Source organism: Maribacter algicola (assembly GCF_003933245.1).
Classification (GTDB): Bacteria; Bacteroidota; Bacteroidia; order Flavobacteriales; family Flavobacteriaceae; genus Maribacter; species Maribacter algicola.
This window is the reverse complement of the sequence record NZ_QUSX01000001.1, coordinates 110,413-129,797: the sequence shown is the minus strand read 5'-3', so window position 1 is coordinate 129,797 and position 19,385 is coordinate 110,413. Positions and strand designations below refer to the sequence as shown.

Genomic DNA, 19,385 nt, shown 5'->3' with positions numbered 1-19,385 from the left:
AAACAACCTTAATAAGATAACCTTAAAATGATGCCTAAAAACCTGGTTTGGACATGGTTGTCCGTGTTGATAGCCTTTTCCAGTAGTACGTCTTTTGCTCAAAGTAAAAAGGTAATCAATGCCATGTCATTTAATATACGATATGACAATCCGGAAGATGGGCCACAAAATTGGCACTACAGGAAGGACAATATTGTGCGAATGATCAATTTTTATGATTTGGACATCATTGGCATGCAGGAAGTATTGGTAGGCCAACTGAATTTCCTTAAACAAAACCTTTCAGAATATGAAACTATTGGCGTGGGTCGTGAAGACGGGGCCACTAAGGGCGAATACGCTCCCATCTTCTATCGAAAAAATAGGCTTAAGACCTTGCAAAGTGGTACCTTCTGGCTAAGTGAGACACCCAATAAAGTAAGTAAGGGGTGGGATGCCGATTTGGAACGAATTGCTACTTGGGCCATTTTTTTGGATAAGAAGACCCGAAAGAAATTTATATTCATGAATACCCATTTTGACCATAGGGGTAATCTTGCCAGGATAGAGAGCGCAAAGCTGTTGAAACAAAAGGCTATGGAGTTGGGTGGCGACCTTCCTCTAATCTTAACTGGCGATTTTAACCTGACTCCAAACTCCCAGGGTATTCAGACGTTACTTAAAGAAGATGGGAAAAATACTTTGCGCAACACAAGGACACTGGCTACACTTGCTTATGGACCGGATTGGACGAGCTGTGGTTTTGACGATAGACCTTTTGAAGATAGGGAAGTTATTGACTATATTTTTGTTAAAAATATAGCCGAAATCCACCGCTATGCGGTTTTTGCGGAAATGCTAAACAATTTGTACTTATCCGACCACTGTCCGGTCTTTGCCCAATTACAGCTATAGTATCATTTTTTTTACTTTTCATGGCCCATAATTAGCATATTACTTTTTTTGTTTGGGGCCAAACACAACCTCTCTTGCTCCCAAATACATCTTGAAATGGTTTTTTTCCAAATAGTGGAGAGGCCACTGATTAACAATAAGAGCTACTCCAATCTAGGTGCATGGTAATTAAATAATAACTTCGTATGGAGTTTTGTCTAGATAAAAAATAGTTATGCCATAGGTGTCAAGAGTGAAGTAAGAAGAGGTAGCCCTTTAGTGTATTCTTCTTCGTAGCTTTAATGTAGTGGTATGCCTTTTTCATTCAAGGGCTTTATTTTTCCGGTTTTCATATGTAGCTCAAAATCAACAGATGGTTCACCTGTCATGAAATTTTGTAAAACTCTCATAAGGTCCAATATCCTCTTTTTTAAAAGGTCATTGTTCTTTTGGCCACTGTTGTTGGATAGAAAGGATTGAATGAGAAAATCATATTGCTTCAACCTTGCTTCACCTATATCTTTAAAGGCAAGCTGATCTGCACTCCTGAGGCGATATAGGTCAAAAATCAAATCCCCTCCAGACCAGGCGTTGTAAAGCTCAAGTACTTCTGGTCCTATCTTATGGCTTATAGATTCATCTAAATAAAGCGACTCAAAACTTAGCTTGCCATCTCTAAGGTTATTCAATTGTTCATCCAGTGCGTTTTGACTTTTTGATTGAGAAAGAAACAACAATTCCTTGCCGGAAAGGTCCATAATAAATTTGGCAAAGTCGGAATGCCATTCCGAAGGTAGGAAACGCAACCTTACAAGTTCCTTCAAGTGCCAGTTCATTAGGTCTTTATAGCTTGTGGATTCTAAAACGTCCTTGTTCCAGATGGTACTGTCCCCCGTGGTCATCAATCGTTGGTATTCTTTCTTATAAAGATCAAAAAATTCATTGTATCGGGGTACGGAATCAATCACCACTGTTTTTACCTGTATTTTATCCGGGTTAACCATTGTAAGTATTTTGTAAGCGGGCATATAAGCAGCCAAGGATGGGGTTTGTATGTTAACGAGGATATTGCCTTTTTTGGAGGTACTAATACCTGTATCATTTAGGTGCATGTGCCCTCCCAAATGTAGTCGCAGCCCTGCATCTGCAAGAGTGGTGGCCAGTTTAGGGTTAGGAATTCTTTTAATTTGCATCTTACTGCCAACCAATAGGTTGTTAATATGTTGGGTAGCACCATTATTAAAGTCGGACATAGGGTAATGGCTAAAGGCAATTAAGGTTTTATTATATTTTTTGGCTGAGATAGTCAACTTTTCAATCCATTCCACAAGATATTTTTTGTGTGTAAGGAGATTGTCCAGACCTTGGCCGTTATTTTTATATTCGATTTGATCAACACTATCGGTATTAGGCATTTCTTTTTGGAGGTAGGTATTGGCATCCAGCGCAAGTAGCCAAATACCTTCTACGGGCTCCACTACATAACTAACATCAGGCAAGGCTGTGCTGTTGTGGGGGATTCTATAGCTTCTTTGTTCAAGTGTGGCCTCTGCTTTTGCGGCATTGAAGGTGTAATCTTCATAAGAATACTTAGAAAATGGGGTGGCCCAGTAGTGGTATTCCTTTTTTGGAAAAAAGCCATGATCCTTTAAAAGACGAGTTATTTTCCCATAGCCCAAATTTTGGAGGTCTTTGGAGATGACTATGGGCAGTTCCCCAGGCGCACCGTTTTCCATAAAACCAGCGGTAGAGGCAATGGTTTGTGGTTTTCCACCCTGACCCAGAAAGTCTCTTTTTCCGTCTTCATGGTCATAAGGATAGACAACATCATGATTCCCTGTAATCAGTAAAAAGGTAAGGCCATATTCCTGGGTATATTTGTCCAAAATTTTTTTAAATCCCCTTATATGCAAGGGCTGGCCATCATCGGAAAAATCACCCGGAAGTAAGACGTATTTAATATTTCGAGCTACGATGTCGTCCAACGCGGCCAGAAAAGCGAAATAATTCTCATTGAAAATCCTAGTAGATTGTAATTGAGACTGCATGGTCCTAATAAAGGTGTATTTGCCATTTTTAGGATTTGCCACCCCACTGTACTCATTATCCTCCAGTTCGCCATAGACGTTTTGTAGATGTGCATCGGCAATAACGGCTATTTGTGTTTCTTTATTAATCAGTTCCCTGTTTATCGTGCAAGACGAACCTAGTGCACCTAGCACAAACAGTATGGAACCAATATTATTCTTAAAAAAGTTCACCGTATATTCTGATAGGTTGATTTCCTCCTCCTATTTCATAAAAGTAACATAAATGATACCGCTACGCTTCCAAAGTATTGCAAAGGTTTGCATTAATGGTACCTTAAGTTACCCCGTTTTTAAGCATCTTTGGGTGAATATTGGCCAGTTAGGTCAAGGAAAGGTTCAATAGGGACGTTATCCCCAAAAAGGGATATCGCGAATTTTTCCAAGGAAGGACCTTTATTTACAGGGATATAAAATGGAGACCACAGAGGCCATGATGTTATTTGATCAAGTGCCATTAAAAAAATAGTGCTTTATGAAAACAACCTTAGAAACCGGAAAGGAATTAAAAAGGGGATTGTCCCAAATAAAAAATCTAAACATACCCCAACAGGTTATAAGAATGATTTTTCTTTATGTTCTATGTTTTTATCAACTAGGCTATACACAGAATTTCAAGAGCAGGGATATCCATAATATCAAGGACTATGGGGCCAAGGGCAATGGAAATACTTTAAATACCATGGCCATACAGCGTGCTATTGATGCGGCCCATATGGGCAAAAATGGGGGAAAGGTTATTGTTCCAAAAGGAACCTACCTTACCGGAAGCCTTGAATTAAAAAGTAAAGTACACCTTTATTTGGAAGAAGGTGCGGTGCTTTTGGGCAGTACAGACCCTAATGATTACAAGGTATTGGATACGCCGGGAAAACCTTTGTCCCCAAAGGCTGATGACAACTCTTTATTGGCCTTGATTCTGGCTTTTAAAGCGAACAATATTTCTGTAACGGGGAAAGGAACAATTGACGGTCAAGGTAGAGCCTTGGCCCTCAATATAGATAGTTTGCACCATGCTAAAATACAAATTGACCCTAAATACAATTATCGTAGAATGCGGCCCAATGAAACCGTAAGGCCCAAATTGTTCAATTTTTCAAGTTGTAACGAAGTGCTTGTAGCAGATTTGGAAATTATGAACGGTGCCTGTTGGGGGCTAACGTTTGAATTGTGCGATGATTTGGCACTAAACAATCTCAAAATCTTGAACAGGGCCTATTGGAACAATGACGGAATAGATATAACCGATTCCAAGAATGTGAGCATCACTGGTTGTGATGTAAACTCGGCTGATGACGGCATTTGTTTGAAATCGTACTATCCCGGTTATTTCAATGACAATATCCATATTTCGGACTGTACTATTCGCTCTAGTGCCAGTGCCATAAAATTTGGTACAGCTTCGTATGGTGGCTTTAAGAACGTAACCATTGAAAATATAAAAATCTATGATACCTTTCGTTCTGCCATTGCCTTGGAGGCTGTGGATGGGGGTGATATTGAAAACATAACCGTACGAAATATAGAAGCCCGGAATACGGGCAATGCCATATTCATTCGTTTGGGACATAGGGACGGGGAACGTCCCGGCACTGTTAAAAACATTTTGATTACAGACATGAAAGTTCAGGTGCCATTTGGCAGACCGGATATTGACTATGATATGCGCGGACCTGAAGTAGACTTTTTTCATAATACCTTTCCATCTTCCATAACAGGCCTTACCAGTAACAAGGTTGAAAATGTGCGCTTGGAACGGATTGAAATCACCTATCCTGGAAGAGCTTCAAAAGGTATGGCCTATGTACCCCTGAGTAGATTATATCAAGTGCCGGAAAAGGAAAAGGACTACCCAGAATTCCATATGTTTGGGGAGTTGCCCTCTTGGGCTTTTTATGTACGTCATGTCAAAGGAATTTCTTTTAAGGACATCAATTTGGTTTTGGATGATAAGGACTATAGGCCTGCCTTTATATTTGATGATGTTGAGATTTTAAAATTGGAGAATGTGGAACTTAAGACTTCTTCAAAGAACGAAATTATTCTCTACAGAACGAAGGATGTGGCATTGGACAGCGAATTAAAAGCGATATCAGATTATATAGATCGGTAAGGTCATAAAATGTTTTTTCAATATTTCGGTCGAAGTTGAAACGCGTTTCAAATTGAGGTATAAGATAAATATAGGCCGCAAGTAATCAGATTAAAACAACGATTCAGTTTAGGGTTATTTTTTTGGTTTTCAATTTTAAGTGAATATATCGATTAATATGGTTATTCTCTCAGCCAAGTCCTTACGACCTGTCATTAATGAGGCAGGTCTTAATTAGGGATTTAGACTGATTTCGATTATTCCATAAATTTTTTTCCAATGAAATGTGTAGTATGGGGCTGTTGTGGAAAGCGCTCCATATTTCGATTTTCCTAATCGTCTACACGTTAAAGGTTCCATTTGGTATTCGTTCGTCACCGTATGAAACCTTGGGGCTATCTATAAATGTATTGTCGAAAGGTTTTTTTGCTTAGAGATGTCTGGTTCTAACTTGTTCAGATTTATTCCGACTTTGTATTATTTAACTTAGGCAGTTCCAAGATACCAGGTCTATCTTGTTTTTTCTTCCAATCAAAAAATGTTTCCTCACCGATACCCATTTTACCGAACATTTCTTGGATAGGAATACCCTACTCCAACCGTTTTATAGCAAATACAATCTGAGGTTTTGAATGCTTTGGCCATATTGAAGGCAGATCCTTTTTTAAATTGAACATGTGTTCGCCCGTTTTCTTTGACTAAAACTGTTCAATTTAACGAGAGGCAATTAAAAAGACCCATATAAAATGTTAAATCTACAGGGTAGTTTTAAAATAGGTGATGAGAATTTCAACCCCATGACCTGTGACACCTTAATTGATGAAATTCAAGTGGTAATAGACGAAAACCCGTTATTGATCTAAGAATATAAGGCCAAACAAAGGGAAGTGGAAATGAAATTGGAGAACGTCGACAAATATGCTCAAACCCTAAAGAATGAGTAATACTGGCTCTTCGTTATCTTTGTAACCTGCCGTCTTTGTGGAAATTAGGTGATTTGAAAACCAAGAAATCTTACAAAACAGACATTAACTCAATCTAATGCACGACTTCAAAAAGGAGCTAGTTTAAACTTTTCGGGTCAATGAAATTTTTAACGCAATCTTTTCGTTTTCAGGTAATTTGGAGGAAATAAAAAACGGGAATTTCCACTCAATTTGTGAAAAATCCCGTTTAGTGACCTCGACAGGATTACCTTCGGTTTTCCAGACAAAGCTCCGCTTTGAAAATCAAAACCTCACTAAAACAAAAAAGCAAGCTATTTGTTTTAGCTTGCTTTCGATTTATTCGTGACCTCGACAGGATTCAAACCTGTAACCTTCTGAGCCGTAATCAGATGCGCTATTCAGTTGCGCCACGAGGCCATATTTCACTTTTCCCTGAAGCGGGGTGCAAATATATTTCTTTTTACATTTACCACAAAATTAAGACTCTTTATAATACATGGATTTTAAAAGCTACATTAGGGATGTGCCGGATTTCCCTAAACAGGGAATCTTGTTTAAAGATATAACTCCTTTATTACAGGATTATAAGGCCTTAACAAGTGCTGCCGATGCCCTCATTGAAAACCTTAAAAAGGGGAGTATAGATAAAGTTGTTGGTATGGAAAGTAGGGGTTTCATTTTTGGACCTATGCTAGCAGACCGATTGGAAGCCGGATTTGTACCTGTTAGGAAACCCGGAAAATTACCTTATAAAACTTTAAGAGAAACTTACGACTTGGAGTACGCTAAAGATACCTTGGAGATCCATGTAGACGGTATATCCAAAGGAGATAGGGTTTTAATACACGATGATGTTTTAGCGACAGGTGGGACCGCTTTGGCAACTACCAAATTGGTAGAAAAATTGGGAGCTATCATCGTGCAATGTAATTTTTTGGTTGAACTCTCTTTTCTCAACGGAAGGGAAAAAATTAAACCATTAGAAGTGAAATCCTTGATTACTTATTAATCCAAAGCGCGGGTTGTCACAAAGTACCTCCATCCAATGATGGCAAGTTGGAACTTGTTGGCTTTGGACAAATCCAGTTGTTTTTTTGAATAAGAGGGAAGTAGGGCTTTATTCAATTTGGCCAACAATGTAAAGAAGCTTTGTTTCAAAATGATGGTTTTAACAAACATACATAAAAAAAGATTGCGGTTTTAGGCCGCAATCTTTGAAAGTTGGTGGATGTTATTCCTTTTTGCTATCCATCATTTTTTTGGCCAAGTCGGCCCCAATGAGGGACTGCAATAAATTACCGTCATTGGTCTTGCTTGTACTCCCTTCAATAAAAATCTCGGGGAGACTTAGGTCTTTAAGTTCACGTGCTACGTGAACGGATGTTTTATATTCCCATTCCGCACGTTCCTGGGGGGTAAGGCCCGCAGAAACCAATTTGGCGTTTTTGTAGGATTCCGCATCCGCCGCAACCTTTTTGCTCAAGGCCTTGAATTTTTCCACCTCGTACTGCTTTTTTTCCTTGGTTAGGTTGAATTCGGCCACTTTGGCTTCGGTTTCCGCTGCAATGGTTTTTTGAATCTGTTCCTTTTCCAACCGGGCCCTTTCAACGGCCTTATCGGCCTCGCCCCGGGCTTTCTCCTTTTGGGCACGATAGAATTCGCGCTCCGCTTGTTGCTTTTCCAGTTGGGTCTGTGCCACCTCTTCCTTCTGTAGCTGTAAGCGGTTATCAAAAGTTTCCTCCCAGTCGATTTCCGTAACTACGGCCTGTATAACGCTAAGTCCATAGGCCTTTAGGGAATTTCCCTTTTCACGTACCGGTTCGCCGTTCCTTAGCTGAATCCTAAAACGCTTTTGTTTGGATTCCTTGTTCATTACGGTGCGTACGGTACTACTGTCCCCAATGATTTCCCTATTTTGGTTTTCGGAATACTCTTCCAGGACGTACATGCCGTTTTCCAGTTGGTCCTTGAAGTATCGGTCAAAGTCTGATGCCTGTCCAGAGATATAATCCTGGGCATCCATGAGCTTGCAGGTATTCTTTATGGACTGGTCAATATTAGGAATGATGCGCGACCGGATCATATTCTGCTCGGTTTTGTTCCTATCGGCTACCGATAAAAACTGATTTTCATCATCGGTATTGATACCAATTACCACCGAAGTTGCGATTCTGGCTTTAACGGCATCGCTAAAGGCCCAATATTTGGCATCATCTACATTGGCATATTCGCTTTGCTCCCCTAGTTCCCCATTTGAATTTGGGATTACATATTTGATGGGAAGTTCAAACTGAATAGGTATCAATCGGCCCCACATTTTGGTATGGATGCCCTGTCTAAAGACAGCCTTTTGGCCTCCCCAAGGATATTGCACGGCATAGGCCGTTCCGGGTTCGGCATAAAAGAAGGCACCGGTCAGGATGCTAAGCGCCAATCCCAACAATACAATCTGTAGACTACGTTTTGGTGTCGCCCAAGATGTGAACTTGGTCGTTCCCATAATCGGTTTGGTCAAAAGGCTTAAAAGTCCAATTACAATAATTAAAATTCCTATATATGTTAACATGGTTTTTCAAGTTTAAAGGTTGTGTGCAATAATGCTAATAATGAAATACAATATGAGCTTTATAATAGTGATCATCTTAATAGTTTTAGGTTATACAAATGTTGTTTATAATCGATTATTCGAATAATATATAATGGAGTTTCGGTTCCATCCAAAAAATTTTAGTTAAATCGATACATTTGAATACAAGTATGTAAGTGAAATAATTATATATGTTTTAATATTTGGAAATATTTCTACAATAGTGTAATAAAATGTAATTTAAATACGCTTATTTAGCTATATTCTTTAATTTTTGTAGCGATAAAATGAGAGGTTTCCAAAAGTTGTAGGGGCATTTCATCAAAATTTCTTCGATTTTCTTTGATTTCATTTTTTTTACCGAATGAATAATGGTTTACTTGAGAGGAAACTTCTCTTTTTTGGGAAGGTTTGTTAAACCGCATCGGAATCATTAAAAGTTCGGTTTGTCATATTTATTTCAAATGCCCGATGCTCGTAGTAATTTTCATTCGCAAGCGACCATTCATGGTAAATTCACCCAACGGTAATTTTATTACCTCCATTTTATCTGCGATTGGGTATTGATAACTATTGCTTTGAAATCTTGGGGCTTCATTTATATTTGTGGGTAAACGCATTATATGCAAAATGTACTTTTTGTTTTAATAGGACTTGTATTGTTGATCGCCGGAGGGAATTGGTTGTTGAAGTCGGCCGTAGCCATTTCGTTGAGGTTGGCCATACCAAAAATTGTAATAGGTATGACGGTGGTATCCTTTGCTACTTCGGCACCGGAACTTATTGTAAGTATAAAGGCTGCCTTGGATGGCTTTCCTGATTTGGCCTTGGGGAACGTAGTGGGATCAAATATTGCCAATCTAGGTTTGGTACTGGGAATCACGGTTATTTTGGGAAGTATTGACGTGCGAAAAAGTTTTTACACTACGGACTGGCCTGTAATGATGCTAGCTTCGGTATTGTTTTTTGGCTTTATCTATTTTGATGGCAACTTGAGCAGGGTAGAAGGAATAATTATGGTCTCTTTTCTGTTCTTTTTTCTGGTATACCTCCTACGTTTCCAAAAAACGGCCGTTGTGGATGAAATGCCCGAAGATGATGTACCATTGCCGCTTTATAAGACAGTGCTTTTTCTGGGATTGGGAGGCGTTGCGCTTTGGGGAGGATCTGAGCTGCTAATAAATGGGGCCGTTGGTTTGGCTTCCTCCTTTGGGGTGAGTGACAGGGTCATAGGTATTACGGTTGTTTCAGTGGGAACAAGCGTACCCGAGTTGGCGGCTTCCGTAATCGCGGTAATAAAAAAGGAAAAGGCGATTTCGTTGGGTAACCTAATTGGCTCAAATATTTTCAATCTTTTGGCGGTACTGGGTATAACGGCAATAGTGTCCCCAATTCATGTGGTTGATACCGGTCTGCTGAGCAACGATATTTTTTGGATGTTGGGAGTCTCCTTTTTGATACTTCCCTTGGTATTTTTCCCCAAAGGACTGCGTTTAGGCTGGCGAGACGGTCTAATTCTTGTGGGAATTTACGTGACTTTTGTGTATTTTACATTACGCTAAGTTGTAATACCATTAATTATGAAAAGAGCTTCTAAAGGTATTGCCCAGCTTTTCTTGCTTCTAGTAGCCAATGTTTGTTGGGCGCAGGAAAATGATTTTCTAAGGGGAAGGGTTTTGGACTTGGAATCAGGTCAGCCAGTCGTATTCGCTACTGTTCGTATCAAAGATAAGGCTCTTGGGGTTATCACAAATACGGATGGTGGATTTCAGATTCCCCAAAAATATAAACTGGAAGGTGAGGTACTGGAGATTTCTTCTATGGGATACGAATCTTTGGAGGTGCCCCTAGTAGTTTTTAATACCGAAACCGTTCTGGTATTAAATATGAAACCGGCAATCTTGGAGCTAGAGGAGGTGACAGTTAGCAAGAAAAGAAGAACCAAGGAAAGATATTATAAATTAACGGCGAGGGAGATTGTCTATAAGGCAATCGAGAACCTGCCATTGAACCTACCCCAAAACCCATATACTTATATTGGTTATTATAGGGATTATCAAATTAAGGATGGAGATTATACCAATTTAAACGAGGCACTGCTCCAAATATTTGACCAAGGCCTCAATACCATTGACTATGAGGCTTCTAAAGTTAGCATTATTGACTATCGCCAAAACAAAGACTTTCCAATAGACTCTATAGCTTTAAAGCCATACGATTACAAAGGATATACAAAAACAATCTCTAAGGCTGTTTTGAATAGTTATGGAGGTAATGAATTGAATATTTTAAGAATTCACGACCCTATTAGGAATTATAAAATAAACTCATTTGATTTTGTGAATAATTTGCAAAGTGATTTTACAAGAAATCATACTTTTTCTAGAGAAGAAGATGTCATTTTGGATGAATCATATGTCTATCACATTTCTGTAGCATACAGTAATACAAAGGTGGTAGTAAAAGGAGACTTGTACATTACCCAAGATGATTTTGCCATATTGGGGTTTGACTATTTGGTTTTTGAAAAATTGAAAGAAAAAGATGGAGGAAACAGGCTAATATTCGAAACTAGAATTGAATACGAACAAATTAATGGTAAGATGTACTTAAACTATCATTCAATGAACAATTCATTCAAACTGTTAAAACCTCCCAGGTTTCAATTTTTGGAGGGAATTTTTAACCCCAATAAAAAACAATTTGTCTTGGTGTTCAATAATAATTTGGACGTAAATTCAGGAGGTATGTCATCCCGTTATAATATTCGATTTCAAGGCAAAAAACTAAAATTTGAATCAATCCTAATTGTTGATAATGAGGTTTCCTTGAAACCAAATATTGAAAGAAAGGGGAATAGGGATTTAATAAATGAGATGATTGAATTAATAAAAAAGGAAAAAATTAATGTTGAAGATTTACAATTTGAGGTAAAGGGGATAAAGGATGTGAATGGAAATGTTGTAAATGAGATTGAATACGAAAATAGGAGCCAGTTCAGGGAATTTTTTGTGCAAGAACTTCTCTTAGAGCCTACGGGGATTTCCAAGGATAATCTATTTATGGATAAAAGAAAACCGATTTTTACTGGGCAGCCAATCTCCAAGCCTGATAATTTTAGTGACTACTGGATGAACACCCCGCTTCCAAACCTCAAAAATTAAAAAAGGCCTTGGATTTTTCCAAGGCCTTTTTATTTCAACAATTAATTTAGGTCAAATTATACTTTGGCAGACTTTACGGTTTTAACGATTCTTCCGGCAATTTTATATGGATCACCGTTTGAAGCTGGTCTTCTATCTTCCAACCATCCTTTCCAACCGCTTTCCACGGTTGCAATAGGAATACGGATAGAAGCGCCACGGTCAGAAATACCATAACTGAAATCGTTGATGGAAGCGGTTTCGTGCTTACCGGTCAAACGCTGATCATTAAACTCGCCGTACACTTCAATATGCTCTTTGACAACAGGTCTAAAGGCTTCACATATTTTTTCGTAAACTTCTTTTGAACCGGCAGTTCTTAAAGTTGTGTTGGAGAAGTTTGCGTGCATACCAGAACCGTTCCAATCCATGTCCTTACCTAATGGTTTTGGGTGATACTCAATGTAGTATCCATAGGATTCTGTAAGACGATCTAATAAATAACGAGCCACCCAAAGTTCATCACCCGCCTTTTTTGCACCTTTGGCGAACAACTGAAATTCCCACTGTCCACATGCTACCTCTTGGTTAATTCCTTCAAAATTAATTCCGGCAGCGATACATAAATCGGCGTGCTCCTCTACAATATCCCTTCCATGTGTGTTCTTTCCTCCAACGGAGCAATAATATAGGCCCTGAGGCGCTGGGTAACCCCCAATAGGAAATCCTAAAGGCAATTGTGTATGGGTATCCATTATAAAATATTCCTGTTCAAAACCAAACCAAAAATCATTGTCATCATCATCAATCGTGGCCCTACCGTTGGATTCATGTGGTGTGCCATCAGCATTTAATACCTCCGTCATTACCAACCACCCGTCTTTTCTTGCAGGGTCTGGAAACAAAGCTACAGGTTTCAACAAACAATCTGAAGATCCTCCTTCTGCCTGTCTCGTGGAACTACCATCAAAGGACCACATGGGACAGTCTTCCAATTTTCCGCCAAATTTGTTAACCACTTTGGTCTTGCTTCTCATGTTTTGGGTTGGGTAGTATCCATCTAACCAAATGTATTCTAATTTAATCTTGCTCATAATTTTGGTAGTTATATTACATATTAAAAAGACGACCAAAAATATGTTTTTTTCAGGTATCTCAGTATATTTTGGGGGGTAAATCTCTAAGAATTCAATAAATTATATCATACCCCCAATTTTAATTGGGTATTTTGTCAAATAAATATTTTATCACCGTAATTTTGCCGAATTAATAATTTGTTACGCTATGTCCATACCTAGATTTGAAGCCATTGTCCAAAGCCTGAAAAGAGAAGCTATTTCAGTAGAGGAAAAAGGAAGACGTTCCGATATTTTTGGGCTCAATGTATTCAATGAGTCCAAAATGCTGCAATATTTGACAAAGGATGCTTATGACAGTTTGAAAGGCGCTGTTCTTACAGGATCCAAAATTGACCGTAAAATTGCGGACCAAGTCGCGGAGGCTATCAAAGGTTGGGCAATCACAATGGGAGCCACTCATTATACGCATTGGTTTCAGCCGTTGACGGGAAGTACTGCGGAAAAGCACGATGCCTTTTTCGATCTGACCTTGGACGGGAGGGCTTTGGAGAAGTTCGGTGGGGGACAACTGGTACAACAGGAACCAGATGCTTCCAGTTTTCCTAGCGGTGGTATCAGGAATACTTTTGAAGCCAGAGGGTATACCGCTTGGGACCCAACTTCACCAGCATTTATTTACGGAACAACCTTGTGTATTCCAACCGTTTTCGTTTCCTATACTGGGGAGGCCTTGGATAATAAGGCGCCTTTGTTAAGGGCGTTGAGCGCGGTAGATGAGGCCGCCACCAACGTGGCCAAGTATTTTGATAAGAACGTCACCAAAGTAAATGCCACTTTGGGTTGGGAGCAGGAGTACTTTTTGATAGATAAGGCATTGGCGTATTCCCGCCCCGATATTATTATTACCGGAAGAACATTATTGGGAGTTGCGGCCGCCAAGGGACAACAGTTGGACGACCATTATTTTGGTGTGATTCCCCGTAGGGTCCTCAGTTTCATGAGCGATTTGGAGAAAGAGTGTACCAAACTAGGAATTCCCGTGAAGACTAGACACAACGAAGTAGCCCCCAACCAATTTGAACTGGCCCCGGTTTTTGAGGAAGCCAATTTGGCAGTGGACCATAATTTGTTGTTGATGGATGTTATGGATAAAATTGCGGACAGACATCATTTAAAAGTTTTGTTCCATGAAAAGCCCTTCGCGGGAGTAAACGGTTCCGGAAAGCACAATAATTGGTCCTTGGCCACGGATACAGGTGTTAATTTATTGAGTCCGGGTTCCACACCAATGAAAAACCTACAGTTCTTGACCTTCTTTGTAAATACCATAAAGGCGGTGGATACCTATGAGGAGGTACTAAGGTCCTCGATTGCTTCCGCCAGTAATGACCATCGATTGGGAGCCAATGAGGCTCCACCAGCTATTTTTTCAATTTTTATCGGGAAGCAATTAAGTAGTGTTCTGGACGAATTGGAAGGGGTTTCACAGGGAAAGCTCTCGCCAGAGGAAAAAACGGAGCTTAAACTGAATGTCGTTGGTAAGATTCCGGAAATCCTTCTGGACAATACAGATCGTAACCGTACTTCCCCATTTGCATTTACAGGGAACAAGTTTGAGATGCGCGGTGTAGGATCCAAAACCAACTGTGCCAAGCCCATGACCGTGCTGAATACCATTGTAGCGAAACAGCTCAAGGATTTTAAAAAGGAAGTGGACATCTTACTGGATAAAAAAGGTCTTAAGAAGGACGAAGCCATTTTCAATGTATTGAGGGAGTATATCAAGACCTGTAAAAGAATACGGTTTGATGGCGATGGGTATAGTAAGGATTGGGAAAATGAAGCTAAAAAGAGAAAGCTTAGTAATAATAAAAATACCCCTGAAGCCCTTCGCGTGCTAGGCTCGAAAAATACAATAGACCTGTTCAAGTCGATGAAGGTCATGAGCGAGGTAGAGCTAGGGGCGCGCATGGAGGTTGAACTGGAAACCTATGTGATGCATTTGCAAATAGAGGGGCATATGTACAAGGACTTGGTGTACAATTCGGTAATTCCATCGGCGATAGCCTATCAGAATAAATTGATTACCAATGTGACTGGTTTAAAGGAAATCTATGGTGCTGCACATAAAGCTTTTACGGAGGCCCAGCTCTCTATGATCGAAGAAATAGGACAGCATATTGCTGCGTTGAAAAAGACTACCGACACCTTGACTCTTGCACAGAACAAAGCCGATAAAATAAGGGATAGCTACAAAATGGCCGAGGCTTACTGTAATGATGTAAAGCCTTATTTCGATACCATACGAAACCATGCCGATCAATTGGAAAAGTTGATCGAGGACCAGTTATGGCCTTTGACCAAATACAGCGAACTATTGTTTATCAAGTAATACCAATTTTGGTGTTTTAATTGGGTGTTTATGAAGGTCCAAATAGGTTGGTGTTAAATTCAATTATCCTATTTTTGCCACAAATTCTACCAATATGTCCTCATCCCACAGTGAAAGATATAATCAGCGTGGCGTTTCCGCGTCTAAGGAAGATGTACATAACGCCATTAAAAATATTGATAAGGGCCTGTTCCCAAAGGCCTTTTGCAAAATTGTACCCGATTACCTAACAGGCGATGAGGACTACTGTTTGGTCATGCATGCGGATGGGGCCGGAACCAAGTCCTCCTTGGCCTACATGTACTGGAAGGAAACGGGAGATATCTCGGTCTGGAAAGGTATCGCCCAAGATGCGCTCATCATGAACATCGATGATTTGATCTGTGTTGGTGCTACGGATAATATAATGCTTTCCTCCACCATCGGCAGAAATAAGAACAAAATACCGGGTGAGGTCATTTCGGCCATCATAAACGGGTCTCAAGAATTGATCCAAGAATTGGAAGGGTTCGGCATTACCATCAAATCAACGGGCGGCGAAACTGCTGATGTGGGTGATTTGGTGCGGACCATAATCGTGGATTCCACTGTGACAGCCAGACTTAAAAGGTCTAAAGTCATAGACAATGCCAATATACAAGAGGGAGATGTAATCGTTGGACTGGCTTCTTTTGGGCGGGCTACCTATGAAAAAGAGTACAACGGAGGCATGGGCAGCAACGGGCTTACCTCTGCTCGGCACGATGTCTTTGGTAAATATTTGGCCGACAAATACCCGGAAAGCTATGATAACGAAGTTCCGGAAGACTTGGTATATTCAGGAAACGCAGCTCTAACGGATAGCGTAGATGGTTCGCCCTTGGATGCCGGCAAATTGGTGTTATCCCCAACAAGAACGTATGCACCCATTGTTAAACGGATATTGTCCAAGTATGGGAAAAGTGAGATACATGGCATGGTCCACTGTAGTGGCGGTGCTCAAACTAAAATTCTTCATTTTATTGATAATCTTCATATTGTAAAGGATAATCTTTTTGAAATCCCGCCTTTGTTCAAACTGATTCAGAAGCAATCCGGTACGGACTGGAAGGAAATGTACCAAGTTTTCAATTGTGGTCATCGCTTGGAAATATATACAGATGGGGAAACGGCAAATGATTTGATTTCCATCTCAAAAAGTTTCAATGTGGATGCCCAGATTGTGGGTAGGGTAGAAGCTTCCCGCACAAAAAAACTGACCATAAAAAGTCAATTTGGAATCTTCGAGTACTAAGGCATACGAATAGCTGGATACGATCGTTTGTATAATAAATATTAGGCTATGCAAAGAAAGGAGTTTTTAAAAAGTTTGGGAGCTGGCGCGGCTTTTGCCATAACATTCCCATGCTTGGGAAGTTGCTCCAAGGATAACGGTGAAAACGGGAATATCGTTGAAGAGCCTACCAACGTGGATTTTACCGTTGATTTATCTTCTGCCGAAGCATCGAATTTAGCTACCAATGGAGGCTTTATTCTTAAGAATTTGGTGGTCATCGCGAGAAATTTGGAAGGTGAGCTGGTCGCCGCAAGTCAGGTCTGTAGTCATGAGGGTTATGATGAAGTGAGGTTTGTCAACCAGAACGGCGGTATTTTTTATTGTGATGTACACGGGTCGCAATTTGCCCAGAATGGCAATAACCTAAATCCAGGAAGCGGTAGGGCCACTAGGCCTTTAAAAGTATACCAAACCTCTCTTGATGGAGATATTTTAAGGGTTTTCGAATAATCCACATTTTTGTCCCAATTCTTTTACCTATTGAATTTAGTTTGCCATATATCATCCTTGGTAGTGGATTTTCTCCACAATTGGTTTTCCGATAAAATCGCTATTTTCAAAATTTGGGCTAATTATTTTAGAATTACCCATTATTTTGGAATTGCAAATATTTGGGAGTCTTGAGGTTGGGAGTTTTCATACTAACCTTTTTCTCTATTTGCTCCTTATTGGGACAGGAGAAGAAATTTGTTACCGTAAAACAGACCGTGTCCATGATGGGCGGACCCTTCGAGATTACGGTGGTATCCACTAACGAGGAATTGGGCTATATCAACATACAAGAGGCCATTGGCGAGATTTCTAGAATTGAAAAGCTTATTTCTTCATGGGACAAGAACTCAGAAACCCATGCTATCAATAGCAATGCTGGCATTAAGCCCGTAAAGGTAAGTTTGGAGCTATTTAAGTTAATAGAGCGATGCAAACAAATTTCTGATATTACAAATGGTGCCTTTGATATTTCGTATGCTGCTTTGGATAACTTATGGGAATTTACGGGAGCCATGAACGTAATGCCTGCGAAACAAAAAATCAAGGAGGCGGTTGCCAAGGTCAACTCCAATGCAATTCAATTGGACGAAAACAGGTTGACCGTTTTTCTTCCAAAACCCGGAATGAAGATATCGTTTGGAGCCATAGGAAAAGGGTATGCCGTGGATAGGGCGAAGGAGCTATTGGTATCGAAAAAGGTAATAGCGGGAATGATCAATGCTTCTGGTGATCTTACTACATGGGGCACCAAGGCCAGCGGTGAAAAATGGTTGTTGGGCATCGCAAATCCCAACAATAGGGCAAAAGTATTCTCTTGGCTCCCTATTGTAGAGTCCTCTGTGGCAACCTCTGGAATTAAAGAAAGGTATGTACTGATAAATGACCAAAAATTTACGGATATCCTAGATCCAAGAACGGGATACCCTATTCGAGAACAAATCCAAAGTGTTTCCGTTTTTTCAAAAAATGCGGAACTTTGCGATGCCTTGGCCACGGCTATCATGGTTATGGGGACCAATGCGGGGTTAGCACTTGTCAACCAACTGGGGGATACGGAGGTAATCATCGTTGATTCTGAAAACACAATGCATAAAAGTACCGGTTTGATACTCGATGAAATTCATTGATTTTCAGATTTTTGATTCAGTACCTTTCCCATAACTATACTCTTGCAAGATTTCGGTGAACGAAAAAATTTCAATACTTCAACAGGTACCTGATTGCCATGATTCGGTACTTAAAATTATTGTAATTTCGCAGTACAAGTGTAGTAGATAATGATAGACAAACTAAATATTGTAAAGCAGCGTTTTGATGAGGTTTCTGACCTGATAATCCAACCTGATATTATATCGGACCAAGACCGATACGTAAAACTTACAAAGGAGTATAAAGATCTTAAACAGTTAATGGCCAAGAGAGATCAGTATCTGGAATTCACCAATAACATATCGGAAGCAGAGGAAATAATTGCAGACGGCTCCGATATGGAAATGTTGGAGATGGCCAAAATGCAATTGGAAGAGGCTAAAAGCCGTCTTCCTGCGCTTGAGGATGAAATAAAGCTTATGCTGATACCCAAAGACCCTGAGGATACCAAGGACGTAGTAATGGAAATTAGGGCGGGAACCGGTGGAGACGAAGCCAGTATCTTTGCGGGAGACCTGTTTAGAATGTATACGAAATATTGTGAAAATAGAGGTTGGAAAACGAATGTTATAGATTTGAGCGAAGGTACCAGTGGGGGCTATAAGGAAATCCAGTTTGAGGTAACTGGCGAAGATGTTTACGGAACTTTGAAATTTGAGGCCGGTGTGCACAGGGTACAAAGGGTGCCACAAACGGAAACACAAGGAAGGGTACATACCAGTGCTGCCACCGTAATGGTTTTGCCGGAAGCGGAAGATTTTGATGTGGAAATAGACCCTAAGGATGTTCGGATAGACTTTTTCTGTTCTTCCGGTCCTGGAGGGCAATCCGTTAACACCACGTATTCTGCAGTGCGATTAACGCATATCCCTACGGGACTGGTGGCGCAATGTCAAGATCAGAAATCCCAGCACAAGAACAAGGATAAGGCCTTTAGGGTTTTACGTTCCAGATTGTATGATATGGAGCTTGCCAAAAAACAGGAGGAGGATGCCGCCAAAAGAAATTCCCAAGTGAGTAGTGGGGACCGATCTGCAAAGATTAGAACCTATAATTATCCGCAAGGAAGGGTTACTGACCACAGAATTGGACTCACCCTGTACGACCTATCCAATATAATCGATGGGGATATCCAACGGATAATCGATGAACTAAGTCTGGTTGAAAATACCGAGAAGCTTAAGGTAGCCTCGGAGATATTTTAATTAATGGGGTATTTTAGAAATACC

Annotated in this window: 14 protein-coding genes and 1 tRNA gene; 10 read left to right on the top strand and 5 right to left on the bottom strand. The window is 40.2% G+C overall.

From position 1 onward, the window contains the following. Positions 1–27 precede the first annotated feature (27 nt). A complete protein-coding gene (locus DZC72_RS00525; protein WP_125220990.1) occupies positions 28–894 on the top strand; it encodes an endonuclease/exonuclease/phosphatase family protein in 867 nt (288 codons plus the stop codon). A gap of 278 nt (positions 895–1,172) precedes the next feature. Here the strand turns inward: DZC72_RS00525 and DZC72_RS00520 are convergent, their stop codons facing one another. Further along, positions 1,173–3,134, bottom strand: a complete 1,962-nt coding sequence (locus DZC72_RS00520) for a metallophosphoesterase family protein (RefSeq protein WP_165869242.1) — start codon at positions 3,132–3,134, stop codon at positions 1,173–1,175. Between the two features lie 301 nt (positions 3,135–3,435). Here DZC72_RS00520 and DZC72_RS00515 point away from each other — a divergent pair, with 301 nt between their 5' ends. Next, positions 3,436–5,073, top strand: coding sequence for a glycoside hydrolase family 28 protein (locus DZC72_RS00515; RefSeq protein ID WP_243641608.1), 1,638 nt, complete (start codon positions 3,436–3,438; stop codon positions 5,071–5,073). A gap of 1,269 nt (positions 5,074–6,342) precedes the next feature. Here the strand turns inward: DZC72_RS00515 and DZC72_RS00510 are convergent. After that, positions 6,343–6,416 (bottom strand) — tRNA-Arg (locus tag DZC72_RS00510). Between the two features lie 79 nt (positions 6,417–6,495). Between DZC72_RS00510 and DZC72_RS00505 the strand changes: the two genes are divergently transcribed. Beyond that, positions 6,496–7,008: an adenine phosphoribosyltransferase gene (locus DZC72_RS00505; protein WP_125220988.1), complete on the top strand. Its 513-nt coding sequence runs from the start codon at positions 6,496–6,498 to the stop codon at positions 7,006–7,008. On the opposite strand, the gene DZC72_RS17900 is transcribed toward DZC72_RS00505, so the two are convergent. Both DZC72_RS17900 and DZC72_RS00495 read right to left on the bottom strand, forming a co-directional pair. Continuing rightward, positions 7,005–7,178 (bottom strand): SsrA-binding protein, encoded by a 174-nt coding sequence (locus DZC72_RS17900; RefSeq protein WP_243641607.1) that lies wholly within the window; start codon positions 7,176–7,178, stop codon positions 7,005–7,007. The two genes, DZC72_RS00505 and DZC72_RS17900, sit on opposite strands and share 4 nt — an antisense overlap. A gap of 52 nt (positions 7,179–7,230) precedes the next feature. After that, a complete protein-coding gene (locus DZC72_RS00495) occupies positions 7,231–8,565 on the bottom strand; it encodes a flotillin family protein (protein ID WP_125220986.1) in 1,335 nt (444 codons plus the stop codon). A 644-nt stretch (positions 8,566–9,209) separates the two neighbouring features. Between DZC72_RS00495 and DZC72_RS00490 the strand changes: the two genes are divergently transcribed. Together DZC72_RS00490 and DZC72_RS00485 are read left to right on the top strand one after the other, a co-directional pair. Continuing rightward, entirely contained in the window at positions 9,210–10,148 is a 939-nt protein-coding gene (locus DZC72_RS00490; RefSeq protein WP_125220985.1) for a calcium/sodium antiporter, read from the top strand. Between the two features lie 18 nt (positions 10,149–10,166). Continuing rightward, positions 10,167–11,750, top strand: coding sequence for a carboxypeptidase-like regulatory domain-containing protein (locus tag DZC72_RS00485; RefSeq protein WP_125220984.1), 1,584 nt, complete (start codon positions 10,167–10,169; stop codon positions 11,748–11,750). Between the two features lie 56 nt (positions 11,751–11,806). On the opposite strand, the gene DZC72_RS00480 is transcribed toward DZC72_RS00485, so the two are convergent. Next, a complete protein-coding gene (locus DZC72_RS00480; protein WP_099545290.1) occupies positions 11,807–12,823 on the bottom strand; it encodes a glutamine synthetase beta-grasp domain-containing protein in 1,017 nt (338 codons plus the stop codon). 190 nt (positions 12,824–13,013) lie between these two features. Between DZC72_RS00480 and DZC72_RS00475 the strand changes: the two genes are divergently transcribed. The 5 genes from DZC72_RS00475 to prfA all read left to right on the top strand — a co-directional run bounded on the left by DZC72_RS00475 (position 13,014) and on the right by prfA (position 19,361). Beyond that, on the top strand, positions 13,014–15,200 hold the full coding sequence (locus DZC72_RS00475; protein WP_125220983.1) for a glutamine synthetase III family protein: 2,187 nt from the start codon (positions 13,014–13,016) through the stop codon (positions 15,198–15,200). Between the two features lie 94 nt (positions 15,201–15,294). Continuing rightward, positions 15,295–16,473, top strand: coding sequence for an AIR synthase related protein (locus DZC72_RS00470; protein ID WP_125220982.1), 1,179 nt, complete (start codon positions 15,295–15,297; stop codon positions 16,471–16,473). A 48-nt stretch (positions 16,474–16,521) separates the two neighbouring features. After that, the gene (locus tag DZC72_RS00465) at positions 16,522–16,965 is read left to right on the top strand and encodes a QcrA and Rieske domain-containing protein (protein ID WP_125220981.1); all 444 of its coding nucleotides are present in this window, start codon (positions 16,522–16,524) and stop codon (positions 16,963–16,965) included. Between the two features lie 170 nt (positions 16,966–17,135). Beyond that, positions 17,136–18,134 (top strand): FAD:protein FMN transferase, encoded by a 999-nt coding sequence (locus DZC72_RS00460; RefSeq protein WP_243641606.1) that lies wholly within the window; start codon positions 17,136–17,138, stop codon positions 18,132–18,134. Between the two features lie 150 nt (positions 18,135–18,284). Further along, positions 18,285–19,361, top strand: coding sequence for a peptide chain release factor 1 (gene prfA / locus DZC72_RS00455; protein WP_125220980.1), 1,077 nt, complete (start codon positions 18,285–18,287; stop codon positions 19,359–19,361). Positions 19,362–19,385: the final 24 nt, after the last annotated feature.